Annotated in this window: 11 protein-coding genes; 5 read left to right on the top strand and 6 right to left on the bottom strand. The window is 70.1% G+C overall.

Annotated features, from left to right (window positions below; all coding sequences use genetic code 11):
• Nucleotides 1–9: 9 nt before the first annotated feature.
• On the bottom strand, nucleotides 10–1,188 hold the full coding sequence (locus CUT39_RS17910) for a GDSL-type esterase/lipase family protein (RefSeq protein ID WP_100448810.1): 1,179 nt from the start codon (nucleotides 1,186–1,188) through the stop codon (nucleotides 10–12).
• 531 nt (nucleotides 1,189–1,719) lie between these two features.
• Here CUT39_RS17910 and CUT39_RS17905 point away from each other — a divergent pair.
• Nucleotides 1,720–2,778, top strand: a complete 1,059-nt coding sequence (locus CUT39_RS17905) for a lytic polysaccharide monooxygenase auxiliary activity family 9 protein (RefSeq protein ID WP_198587255.1) — start codon at nucleotides 1,720–1,722, stop codon at nucleotides 2,776–2,778.
• 63 nt (nucleotides 2,779–2,841) lie between these two features.
• On the opposite strand, the gene CUT39_RS17900 is transcribed toward CUT39_RS17905, so the two are convergent.
• Complete coding sequence (locus CUT39_RS17900; protein WP_100448808.1) at nucleotides 2,842–3,183, bottom strand: YciI family protein; 342 nt, start codon at nucleotides 3,181–3,183, stop codon at nucleotides 2,842–2,844.
• Between the two features lie 112 nt (nucleotides 3,184–3,295).
• Here CUT39_RS17900 and CUT39_RS17895 point away from each other — a divergent pair, with 112 nt between their 5' ends.
• Genes CUT39_RS17895 through CUT39_RS17885 form a run of 3 tightly spaced genes read left to right on the top strand, consistent with a single transcriptional unit; the run spans nucleotide 3,296 to nucleotide 5,356 of the window.
• The gene (locus tag CUT39_RS17895) at nucleotides 3,296–3,856 is read left to right on the top strand and encodes a TetR/AcrR family transcriptional regulator (RefSeq protein WP_100448807.1); all 561 of its coding nucleotides are present in this window, start codon (nucleotides 3,296–3,298) and stop codon (nucleotides 3,854–3,856) included.
• On the top strand, nucleotides 3,849–4,592 hold the full coding sequence (locus tag CUT39_RS17890; RefSeq protein WP_100448806.1) for an ABC transporter ATP-binding protein: 744 nt from the start codon (nucleotides 3,849–3,851) through the stop codon (nucleotides 4,590–4,592). The genes CUT39_RS17895 and CUT39_RS17890 overlap by 8 nt, the downstream gene beginning before the upstream one ends.
• Nucleotides 4,589–5,356 carry an ABC transporter permease gene (locus tag CUT39_RS17885; RefSeq protein ID WP_100448805.1) on the top strand — a complete coding sequence of 256 codons (768 nt, stop codon included), beginning with the start codon at nucleotides 4,589–4,591 and terminating at the stop codon, nucleotides 5,354–5,356. Before CUT39_RS17890 ends, CUT39_RS17885 begins: the two co-directional genes overlap by 4 nt.
• Nucleotides 5,357–5,419: 63 nt before the next feature.
• Here CUT39_RS17885 and CUT39_RS17880 read toward each other — a convergent pair whose 3' ends face one another.
• Both CUT39_RS17880 and CUT39_RS17875 read right to left on the bottom strand, forming a co-directional pair.
• A complete protein-coding gene (locus CUT39_RS17880; protein ID WP_100448804.1) occupies nucleotides 5,420–6,667 on the bottom strand; it encodes an ATP-binding protein in 1,248 nt (415 codons plus the stop codon).
• 370 nt (nucleotides 6,668–7,037) lie between these two features.
• Complete coding sequence (locus CUT39_RS17875; protein WP_100448959.1) at nucleotides 7,038–9,554, bottom strand: ATP-dependent Clp protease ATP-binding subunit; 2,517 nt, start codon at nucleotides 9,552–9,554, stop codon at nucleotides 7,038–7,040.
• A gap of 167 nt (nucleotides 9,555–9,721) precedes the next feature.
• Between CUT39_RS17875 and CUT39_RS17870 the strand changes: the two genes are divergently transcribed.
• Nucleotides 9,722–10,882 (top strand): pyridoxal phosphate-dependent aminotransferase, encoded by a 1,161-nt coding sequence (locus tag CUT39_RS17870; protein WP_100448803.1) that lies wholly within the window; start codon nucleotides 9,722–9,724, stop codon nucleotides 10,880–10,882.
• A 7-nt stretch (nucleotides 10,883–10,889) separates the two neighbouring features.
• Here CUT39_RS17870 and CUT39_RS17865 read toward each other — a convergent pair whose 3' ends face one another.
• Together CUT39_RS17865 and CUT39_RS17860 are read right to left on the bottom strand one after the other, a co-directional pair.
• Nucleotides 10,890–11,333, bottom strand: a complete 444-nt coding sequence (locus CUT39_RS17865; protein WP_100448802.1) for a MerR family transcriptional regulator — start codon at nucleotides 11,331–11,333, stop codon at nucleotides 10,890–10,892.
• Nucleotides 11,330–11,683 carry a hypothetical protein gene (locus CUT39_RS17860; protein WP_100448801.1) on the bottom strand — a complete coding sequence of 118 codons (354 nt, stop codon included), beginning with the start codon at nucleotides 11,681–11,683 and terminating at the stop codon, nucleotides 11,330–11,332. Before CUT39_RS17860 ends, CUT39_RS17865 begins: the two co-directional genes overlap by 4 nt.
• Nucleotides 11,684–11,736: the final 53 nt, after the last annotated feature.

Here is an 11,736-nt window from a genome sequence, read left to right as displayed (position 1 = left end):
ACCGAAGGGTCACGCCGGACTGTTGCAGGTGAAGGTGTGCGCGGCGGTTTCCGCCATGGCGTTCAGGCACCTGCCCATCTCCTCCTGGCCGTAGAAGTTCGGGTGCATGGACTCCTGCTGCTGCCCTTGGGTGAGGCCCGATACGATGAACCGCGCCCATTCGCTCTCGGCCTTGGGCAGCGGATTGTCGAGCGTGTTGCCGCTGGCGGACTGGCGGACGCCCTCGGCGCAGACCTCATGGCCGTCGAGGGCGTCCTGGAGATTGAGGAAGTCCACCCCGCCGACGTTCCTCGCCGCCTTCTCGTGCGCTTCGGACAGATCGGGAATGATCGTGTCGCGGGCCCAGTTCGAGTCGTCGTTGAAGAAGGGGCATCCGCCGGTGTTGAGCCGAGCGTACGTCTCGGGGTATCGGTTGTCAGCTCCTCTCGGGATCGGTGAGGGATAGCTCTGGAGGACCAGGCGGTAGTCCGCGGGCTGATATCCGGCGTTCCCCATGGTGCTGCGGATGGACTGGAGGACCTCTTCCACCTTGGGTTTCATGGTGGCGATCCGTTCCTTCATCGGCTGCCTCAGGCGTTCGTTGCAGTGCCGTACTTCGACCGGGCTGCTGAATGCCTTGGCGCAGCTCGCGATGACGTCGCTGAAGCCGATGTCGTTGCCGCCGATGGACAGCACGATGAGCTTGATGTCCTTGGCGGCGGCGTGGTTCGCGAGTTGCTCGATCTGCGGGGGCTCGCCTTTGAACCGCGCGCGGAGGACGTCCTCGGTCGTCGCTCCCGAGCAGGCGATGTTGATGCGGTTGCCCTCATCGATCTCGAAGGACCGCCCGTTGATGCGGACGGAGCTCAGGTGCTTGATCTCGGCTCCGGCCGAACGGTTGCATCCGTTGGCGTACGACGATCCGTAGACCCTGGTCGGGTCGTAGGAGCATGAGATCTCCCGCCAGCAGTTGTATGCGGCGAGGTCGGTGCCGTACCGGCTGCCCCGCCAAGTGTTGCCGTTGCCCTTCCAGCGGCCCGCCTCACCCGAGATGAAGCTGTCGCCGAGGGAGATGACGGCCGGTTCCTTGGCGCCGGTCGGGACGGCCTCCTCGGCGAGGGCCGCCGACGGGGCGGCGAGCAGCGCGCCCAGAAACGCGGCGACGGCGCCGGTCGCCCATGCCAGCGCCGACGACTTGCGCCCTCGCATTCCTCTCACTGATTCCCCTCCCGTGCCGGACTTCGCGCGAGTTCGCTGTGCCGCTCCGTCGACGGCGGGACGTGGTTTGCCTGCGCTCATGGTGGTTCCTCTCGTGTGGAAGGCGTGCCGGTGCGGCCGTCCGCCGGCGGTGGACACTGGAGACGGGCCCGGATACTCGCTCGAACCGAACCCGTCTCCATCGCAACCCCTCCTGATGGCGAACGGAGGCGCTGCCGCAAGTGGACCGCCCTGGCTCCGACACAGTGGACCACGGCTGTGAGGACGCCGTCATCGGTTTCGATACCGCCGGCTGTCGGGAAACCGACAGGCGGCGGCAAGAAGACGAGCAATGCTCCCGTCTTGATCGGCGCTTCCCTCTGGAGTGTCGGGGGCCTGGCCCAGCACTTAGGACTCCAGTCGTCCAGTGAGAGTCCGGGGTGCCGAGGAGAGTCCGTCGGGGCCGCTGCCGGCATTTACATTTCGAGCGGGTGTGAGTTAGATTTATATTTGTCAATGTTTCCATCGACTGGGAGCGCTACCATGCTCAGATCGAGAAAGACCCGCGTCAGAAGCCTCATCCTCGCGTTCGCGGCGGTGGTCATGGCCGGCGCTTCGGCGCTGTTCTTCACCACCCAGACGGCCTCCGCGCACGGCACGGCGACTTCGCCGCCCGCGCGGCAGTACAGCTGCTGGGACCGGTGGGGCGACGACCACCAGAATCCGGCCATGGAGCAAGAGGACCCCATGTGCTACCAGGCCTTCCAGGCCAACCCCAACACCATGTGGAGCTGGATGAGCCTGCTCCGCGAGGGCATGGCCGGTCAGCACGAGCAGCGCATCCCCGACGGTCAGCTCTGCTCCGGCGGCAACTCCGACTACGCCTCGCTCGACGAGCCCGGGGACTGGCACACCACCTCGCTCGGCAACGACTTCACCCTCCACTACGAGGACCAGGCGACGCACGGGGCGGACTACTACTGGGTGTACGTCACCCGGCAGGGATACGACCCCACCACCCAGAGACTCGGCTGGGGCGACCTCGAGCGCGTCGTGGAGACCGGCGTCTACGAGCCGGGCGAGGCGGTCGACATCCCGGTGAGCGCGCCCGGACGCAGCGGGCACCACGTGGTCTACGTGATCTGGCAGGCCAGCCACTTCGACCAGACCTTCTACTCCTGCTCGGACGTGTGGTTCGGCGGCGGCTCCCAGCCCGATCCCGAGCCGACCGACCCCGACCCGGAGCCGACCGAGCCGGACCCCGAGCCCACCACCGACCCCGAGCCGAGCGACCCGCCGGCCGGCGGCGAGTGCACCGCCACCTACACCGTCGCCAACGAGTGGGGTTCGGGCTTCACCGCCAACGTCGAGGTCGCCAGCACCGGCGGGTCCGGCGCCTGGGAGGTGAGCTGGACCTGGCCGGGCGACCAGGAGATCACCAACAGCTGGTCGGCCACACTGGACCAGTCCGGCTCATCGGTCACCGCGACCGGAGCGTCCTACAACGACACGCTTGCTTCCGGACAGTCCACCTCGTTCGGGTTGAACGCCACTTACGGCGGCTCGAACACCGCTCCGGATCTGACCTGCGCCATCGGCTGACGGGCGAGCGGATATCGGGCGGTCTCGGCTCCGGCGGCCGAGACCGCCTTCTCCACGCCCGGGTCAGCTTGCCGGGTCGTATCCGAACTGCCGGACCTCTTGCGAGCAGCGGCAGGCGACGGCGATCTTCGCCGCCCAATCGAACGCCGCCTCCCGCGAGGGCAGCTCGAGTACGGCGTACCCGCCGTTGGGTACCCGGTGACCCGGGTGCGTGCCTTCGGTGACGGTGCCGTCGCCGGACACGAGCACCGGGGCCACGTCCTCGTCGATCCCGCCGCTGAACACGTACACGCCCGCCGCCTTGGCCTCCTCGATGACGGCGTGCGCGGCTTCGGCCACCGCCTCGAAATCCTCGTCGGGGATCACCATGGCCTCACTGGGGAACGAGATCAGGTACTTCGTCATTCGCGGACTCCTCTGCTCCAGGGCACTGCTCCGGTGCCCGGCTCGATCATGGCTCCGGCGTCCGACAGGCGGAGCGTTGACCCCCGAAATGTTATGAGCTAACATTTCTGACATGGCACCTCCCTCGAAGCGCGAACGGACGCGGTCACGGCTGAGCGACTGCGCGCTGACCCTGTTCGAAGCGCACGGGTTCGAGGCCACGAGCGTCGGCATGATCGCCCGCGAAGCGGGCGTCACCGAGATGACCTTCTTCCGCCACTTCGGCAGCAAGGAGCAGGCGGTCCTGACCGACCCGTTCGATCCGGTCATCGCCGAGGCGGTCGGCGCCCGGCCGTCCGACGAGGCGCCGCTGGCGCGAGCGGTGCGCGGCCTGCGGGCGGCGCTGGCAGAACTATCCGATGAGGATCTGGAGACGGCCCGGCGGCGCGTCCGGCTCGTTGCCCGCACGCCGGTGCTCCGCGCCGCGGCCGTCACCCAGAACGAAGCGACGTCGGCGGCCATCGCCGATCGCCTCGCCGCGGGCGGCGCCGACGCCTTCTCCGCCGGAGTCGCGGCCCAGTCCGTGCTGGCCGCGGTCACCGCGGCGCTGTATGCGTGGGCCGAGGATCCGCGGCGGACCCTCACCGAGAGCATCGGGGCCGCGCTCGACGTTCTGGACCCCGGCCATGTCTGACCGCCTCCGCATCGACGACGCCGTCCGCGCCTACGGGCCCGCGACCGGTGTGCTCGGCGTCTCCCTGCGGGTCGAACCCGGACTCGTGCACGCCCTGGTCGGCCTCAACGGCGCGGGCAAGACGACGCTGATGCGCGCCACCCTCGGCATGATCCGGCTCGACTCGGGGTCGGTCCGCATCGGCGGCGTCCCGGTCGGCCGGATGCCCGCCTCCGCGTGGGCCGGCGTCGGGCACCTGATCGACAGCCCGTTCGCCTACCCCGAACTGAGTGTCCGCGCGAACCTCGAAGTGGCCGCTCGGCTGCGGGGCCTGAGCGCCCGCGCGGCGCCCGAGGCGGTGGACGCCGCCGTCGACGGCATGGGCATCGCCCGGTACGAGCGGACGCGGGCCTCGCGACTGTCCAAGGGCAACCGCCAGCGGCTTGGCCTGGCGGCCGCGCTCGTCGCCGACCCGGACCTGATGATCCTGGACGAACCCACCGACGCCCTCGACCCCGCCGGAGTGATCGCGCTGCGCGAGACGCTGCGCGAACGCGCCGACCGGGGCGCGGGAGTGCTGGTCTCCAGCCACCACCTCGACGAGGTCGCCCGCATCGCCGACCGGATCTCGGTGATGAACCGCGGCCGGATCGTCGGCACGCTCGACCGGACCGGGGCCGAACTGGAGCGGTCCTTCTTCGAGCTGGTGCTCCGCGACGACGAGCGCCGCGCCGAGGACGTAGGAGGAGAGTCGTGAACGGACTGCGCGCCGCACTGCGGGTCGAGGCGCGGAAGGCCGCGACCGCCCGGGTGCTCCAAGCCGGAGCCGTGTTGCTCGTCGGCGGCGCCGGCGTGCTCGGGGCCTCCCTGACCGCCGCCGTCGAGGCCGGTAACGATCAGGTCGCCGCCAAACTCGGCCAGGTCGCCGCGACCGACGGATGGCCGCTCATGGTCGGCACGGTCTCGCAGATCGTGGCCGCCGGCGCGCTCCTGACCTTCGGCATCACCCTGAGCTGGGTCTTCGGCCGCGAGTTCACCGACGGCACCGTCTACGGGCTGTTCGCACTGCCGGTATCGCGAACCGCGCAGACGGTCGCGAAGTTCACCGTTCACTTCGGGTGGTCGGTGGTGGCGGCCGCGGCCCTGACCGGCCTGGTGGCTGTGGCCGGCCTCGCGATCGGACTCGGCGGCCTCGACGACTCGGCCGCGACCGGACTCGGCCGCCTCTTCGTGCTGTGCGCCGTGAGCGGCCTGGTCGCGGCCCCGGCCGCCTGGGCCGCCACGCTCGGTCGAGGGCCGATGGCCGGCATCGCCACCACCATCGGACTGATCGTGCTCGCCCAGGTCGCGGTCCTGGCCTTCCCCTCGGGGAGCGCCTGGTTCCCGATCGCCGCACCCGCACTGTGGGCGTTGCGGCCCGACGAGGTCACCGTCGCCCAGCTCGCCCTGATCCCGGTGTTCGCCGCCGGGTTCGCGGCGCTCACCGCCCGGGCCTGGAACCGGCTCCAACTCGACCGCTGAGGCAATGTCGAGCCCTCACCGGCGGCATCCGGCGGCCCCGGCAAAGCCGATGGTATGGCAGGCTCAGGACCAGAGTGTAGTGATCGGAGCAGCAGCGATCCTCTCGTCCAGGGAGAAGACCCGCGGTCCGGTGTGCAGCACCGCACCACCGATAAAGCGCTCACCATATTCTTCGCGAAGCCAGATGAGGTGCTTGGCGTCTCGGCGAGTCGGGGCACTGTTGGCCTTGATCTCGAAGGCGAAGATCCGGCCGCCGCCGTACTCGGCGATGAGGTCGACCTCGTGTCGGCCGGCGTCATGGCGCAGATGGAACAGACGCGGGGCGCTTTCGCATGAGGGGAGCTGGGAGCGCAGATGCGACATGGCGAAGGTGTCGATGATTCTGCCCAGGAGATCGGCGTCGGTGAGCAGGCCGTCGGCATCGACACGGAGGGCGGCCAGCGCGAGGGAAGGATCGACGATGTAGCGCTTCGGCGCCCGTGCCAGGCGTTTGAGCCGGTTGTTCCACCATGCCGGCACGGTATCGGCTACCAGGAGATTGCGCAGGAGAGCTTCGTAGGCGCCTCCGGCCTTGCGATTGACTCCTGCGGCCTCGGCGATCGCGGTCTGGTCGGTGACTCCGGCGGTGTTGAGGCAGTACGCCTCGAGATAGCGGCGAAGCAGGTGCGGATCGCGCTGTTCTCCAATGTCGGCGGCGTCGCGAGTGAGGAGCTGGTCGATATAGCTCTGAATCCAAGGGCGGTGTTCGGTGGCAGGCAGACGGAGCACTGGCAGCGGGAAGCCGCCGGTCACGGCGAGTTCCGCGTAGTCGCGCAGATCCAGCGCCCCACCGTGGCCCGGACTCCCGAATCCCTCGACGCCCCGGGTTGCGAGTCGGTCGAGCAGGGGCACGGCGGGCAGCTTGCCCCGGATTTCGGCGACTGTCATCCCGTACACCGGAATCCGCAGTAGGCGGCCGGTTCCGGGCCAGGTTTCCGCGTCGAGATCGCCCCGGACCGAGCCGGTCACGATAAACCGGCCGGGGCGCGGATCGGTGTCCAATGCGCGTTTGACTGCTCCGAGGACCTGAGGTGCGAGCTGCCATTCGTCGATCAGGACCGGTTCGGCTGCACCGCGCAACAGTGCGTCGGGATCCGCTTCGGCCACGGCGGCCTGCCGTGGTTCGTCGAGGCGGACGACCGTCTTGGAGAACCTGGCTGCGGTGGTGGTCTTACCGGTGGCACGCGGGCCGATGAGCAGGATGCCACCGTGATGCCGCAGTCTGCGGTTGAGCAGGTCATCGATGAGCCTCGGCTGATAATCGAGCTGCATGCAACTATGGTACCCGTATTCCGCATTGATCGAAGGACGGATTACGCGGATGCCGACACCCACATTACGCAGTTTGCAACGAACTCAGCCAGCACTGGGTGGTGCTCCAGGCCGCCTGCGAGCGGCGTGGGGGCGCCGACGCCCTCGCCATCACATGGAAGAGCGCTTCGGCCTCACCAGCGGCACCAGAGGAACCGGCGTTCGTAGCGGATCCTGATGTTGCCGAGGTTGGTGCGGCCGGTGAGGCGGAACCGGGGGGCGTTTCCCGCCCGGGTGCATCCGTTGGCGATTTTCCTCCCTCTCAAGGTACGCGTTTGCAGCGGGCCTCGCGAGCGTCACTGTTGGGACTTCGTCGGCGCGAAGCCGCCGGTCACGAGGAACCGGCGGTGGACGCCTCGGTGTCGGCGACGCGGAAGTCCAGCTCCTCGCCCCGGCGGTCGACGGTGATCCGTCGGCCGGACTGGATCCGGTCGTGCAGCAGCATCAGGGACAGTTCGTTCTCGACCTCGCGCTGGATGGTGCGGCGCATCGGCCGGGCCCCGAACTCCGGTTCGAAGCCGTGCTCGGCGATCCAGTCCACGGCCGCTGGAGTGAATTCTACGTCGATGTCCTTGGCGCGCAGCCGGTGGCGGGTCTCCTCCAGCAGCATGGAGGTGACCTGGCGGAGCTGCTCGGACTCCAGTTGCTTGAAGATGATGATGTCATCGATCCGGTTGAGGAACTCCGGGCGGAAGTGCTCCCGCAGCCGCTGCATCATCCGGTCCCGCAGGGCGTCGTCCTGCTCGGTCTGGGGCGAGGTGAAACCGACCGGCTTGGTGCGGAGCAGGTCCGAACCCAGGTTGCTGGTCATGATCAGGACGGTGTTCCTGAAATCGACCGTGCGGCCCTGGGCGTCGGTGAGGCGCCCGTCGTCGAGGACCTGCAGCAGGGCGTTGAACACGTCCTGGTGCGCCTTCTCGACCTCGTCGAGCAGCACCACCGAGTACGGCCGGCGGCGGACCTTCTCGGTCAACTGCCCGGCCTCCTCGTAGCCGACGTAACCGGGAGGGCCGCCGATGAGCCGGCTGACGGCGTGACGCTCCTGGTATTCGCTCATGTCCACCCGGATCATCCGGTGGGCGTCGCCGAACAGCGCCTCCGCCAGCGCCTTGGCCAGCTCCGTCTTCCCCACCCCGGTGGGTCCGAGGAACAGGAAGCTGCCGACCGGGCGGTCCGGGTCGCCCAGACCCGCGCGGGACCGGCGCACGGCCTCGGCCACCGACTGCACCGCCTCGTCCTGCCCGACGATGCGCCGGTGCAGGTGCTCCTCCAGGCGCAGCAGCCGGTCCTTCTCCTCCTCGGTGAGCTGGCTGGCGGGGATGCCGGTCGCGCGGGAGACCACCTCGGCGATGTCGTTCTCGGACACCACGGAGAAGCCGTTGCGCCGGGCCTCGCCGCTGAGCTCGTCGATCCGGCGGCGCAGCGAGGCGATCTCGTCGCGCAGCGAGGAGGCCCGTTCGTAGTGCTCGTCGGCGACGGCCTGGTCCTTGTCGCGGGCCATCTGCTCCAGCCGCTGCTCGAGGTCGCGGCGTTCGCCGTCGGGCCTGCGGCCGCGCAGCCGGACGCGGGCGCCGGCCTGGTCGATCAGGTCGATGGCCTTGTCGGGGAGGAAGCGGTCGGTGATGTAGCGGTCGGCCAGTTCGGCGGCGGTGACGATCGCTTCGTCGGTGAAGCGCACCTGGTGGTGGGCTTCGTAGCGGTCGCGCAGTCCGCGCAGGATCGCGATCGTGTCCTCGACGCTGGGTTCGGGGGCCAGGATCGGCTGGAACCGCCGCTCCAGTGCCGGGTCCTTCTCGATGTTCTTGCGGTACTCCTCGAGCGTGGTGGCCCCGATGGCGTGCAGTTCGCCGCGGGACAGCGCGGGCTTGAGCATGTTGCCGGCCCCGGCCGCGCCCTCCGAGGCTCCGGCGGTGACGACGTTGTGCAGCTCGTCGATGAACACGATGAGTTCGTCGCCGTGCTCCTGGATCTCCTCCAGGAGCTTCTGGATCCGCTCCTCGAAGTCGCCCCGGTAGCGGGTGCCGGCGACCAGTCCGGTGAGGTCGAGCTGCACCACGCGCCGGCCGTGGAGGGTGTCGGGCACGTCGCCGTCGACGATGCGCTGCGCGATGCCCTCGACGATCGCGGTCTTGCCCACACCGGCCTCGCCGATGAGCACCGGGTTGTTCTTGGTGCGCCTGGACAGCACCTCGAGGGTCTGCTCGATCTCGTCCTCGCGGCCGATGACCGGGTCGATCCGGCCGGTGCGGGCCATCGCGGTGAGGTCCCGGCCGTACTGGTCGAGCGTGGGGGTGTTGCTGGCTTGCGGCTGCTCGGCCGGCTGCGCCCGGCCGGAGGCGGCCGACTGGAGGGATTCGGGGGAGATGTGGTGGGCGCCGAGTATCCGGCCCGCCCCCGATTCGGGGTTGGCCGCCAGCGCCAGCAGCACGTGCTCGGGGCCGATGTAGGTCGACCCGAGCGCGCGGGAGACCTGGTGGGCGTCCAGGAGCGCGCGCTTGGCGGCCGGGGTCAGCGCGGGCGGCTCTTCCCGGGGAGTCTCCCGGGACATCAGTTGGTCGATCTGTTCGGCCAGTTCGTCCGGGTCCGCTCCCGCGCGGGAGAGCAACTGGCGGGTCGGTTCGACCTGGGTGGCCGCCCACAGCAGGTGCTCGGCGTCGAGGTCGGTGCCGCCCCATTCCATGGTCTGCCGGATGGCGCCGCCGAGCAGCTCGCGGGCCTGGTCGCTCATCATCCCGGTGATGTCGACCCGCCGCACGCGGCGCTGCTGGCCCTGCGGGCCGAAGAACCGTGCGAGGAACTCGTCGAGTGGGCTGTACTCGAACCCGCCCCGGCCAAAGAAGTCGGACATCGATCCCTCCACCGCGGTCGGCAATGCTGTTCGGTCGGTTCACCGCACCGGTGGGGGCGTTCCCTCTCGGTGCGAGGCGAAACTCCGGTCCGGCGAGGTCGGCGGCGGACGCCGACCGCATATGATCGCTGCGAGGCGGACTCGACGTAGGAAGCACGGGTGAACACATGGCGGACCGGCCGCTGCTGAACCGCAGGCTCGAGGGCTTCGGCACCACGATCTTCGCCGAGATGTCGGCCCTGGCGGGGCGCACCGGCGCCATCAATCTCGGGCAGGGTTTCCCCGACACCGACGGCCCGGCCGAGATCGGCGAGGCCGCCGCGCGCGCGATCCGGGACGGCCGCGGCAACCAGTACCCGCCGGGCCCGGGCGTGCCGGAGCTGCGGCAGGCCATCGCCGACCACCAACGGCGCTTCTACGGCCTGGCCTTCGACCCCGATCGCGAGGTGCTGGTCACCGCGGGCGCGACCGAGGCGGTCGCCGCGTCCATGCTCGCCCTCCTCGAACCGGGCGACGAGGTGGTCGCCTTCGAGCCGTTCTACGACTCCTACGCCGCCTGCATCGCCATGGCCGGTGCCACTCGGGTGCCGCTGACGCTGCGCGCTCCCGACTTCCGTCCGGATATCGACGCCCTCCGCGACGCGGTCACCCCGCGCACCCGCCTGCTGCTGCTGAACTCACCGCACAACCCGACCGGGATGGTCCTCACCCGCCGGGAGGCCGCCGCCATCGCCGAGCTCGCGGTGGAGCGCGACCTGCTGGTGGTCACCGACGAGGTCTACGAGCACCTGGTGTTCGACGGCGAGCACATTCCCCTGGGCTCGCTGCCGGGGATGCGGGAGCGGACGGTCTCGATCTCCTCGTCCGGCAAGACGTTCTCGCTGACCGGCTGGAAGATCGGCTGGATCACCGCCTCGGCCGACCTGGTCGCGTCCGTGCGCACGGCCAAGCAGTTCATGACCTACGTCAGCGGCGGCCCGCTCCAGTACGCCATCGCCGAGGCCCTGCGCCTGCCCGACGCCTACTTCGCCGACTTCCGCGAGGACCTGCGCGCCAAGCGGGACCTGCTGGCCGACGGGCTCGTCGACGCCGGTTTCGAGGTCTACCGGCCCCAGGGCACCTACTTCATCACCACCGACGTCGCGCCCCTGGGCGAGACCGACGGGTTCGCCTTCTGCCGCGCCCTGCCCGAGCGGCGCGGGGTGGTCGCGGTGCCCAACGCCGTCTTCTACGACACCCCGGAAGCGGGCCGGACGCAGGTGCGCTTCGCCTTCTGCAAGCAGCAGGGTGTCCTCCAGGCGGCCGTCGACCGCTTGACCGGGCTCTGACCACGCCTCACAGCCGCGTCACCGTCAACGGTTCGGGGGCTTCGGGGGCGCCGACCGGCAGCGGGCACCCGGGCGAGGACGCGCAGGTCTCCAGGTCGTCGCAGCCGGCCGACAGCGCCGCCCGCAGCAGCTCGGCGACCGACTCGAGGTCGGCGATGCGCCGCTCCACCTGTTCGAGCTTGGCGCGGGCCCCCTCGCGCAGGCCGCCGTCGCGGCCGCGGCGGTGCGTCCGCTGGTCGAGCAGGGCGGCGATCTCGTCGAGGGTGAACCCCAGCTTCTGGCCCGCCTTGATCATCCGCACGCGGCCGACTGTCCCGGGCGGGTAGACGCGGTGGCCGCCGAGGGTGCGGGGCGGGTCGCCGAGCAGGCCGCGCCGCTCGTAGTAGCGGAGGGTCTCGCGCCCGACTCCGGCCTCGGACGCGACCTCGCCGGGCCGCTGGCCCGCGCTCATCGGGCCGCCGCCGTGAGGGCCTCCAGGCCGTCCAGCACCGCGGCCTGCTCCGGCGGTACGGTCACCTCCAGCGTCAGCCGCTGGTCGGCGGCGGTCAGCACGAAGGTGAAGAACCCGCAGCAGTCCGTCTCGCGGGTGGCCAGTTCGGCGATCCGCGCCGCGGTCGCCGGGGTCGGCTCCAGCGACATGCGCAGGAGGGTGGGGTCGACCCGTTCGACGTCGTCGGCCGCCTCGCCGAGCAGGTCGTTGAATTCGGCCGCCCGCAGCGGCCGTTCCTCGGTGGGCAGGGTGCATGCCTCCACTGGAGGCCACTCCGCCAGCGGCAGGCGTCGGGTCTCGCCGGTTTCCATCAGGGGCACCTCTTCGCGGTCGGCGTCCGGGTTCGTTCTCCGACCATAAACCC

Source organism: Glycomyces xiaoerkulensis, assembly GCF_002798405.1.
In the GTDB taxonomy this organism is placed as follows: Bacteria; Actinomycetota; Actinomycetes; order Mycobacteriales; family Micromonosporaceae; genus Glycomyces; species Glycomyces xiaoerkulensis.
Note: the sequence above shows the minus strand (reverse complement) of the source record. Positions and strands in the feature narration are given on the sequence as shown.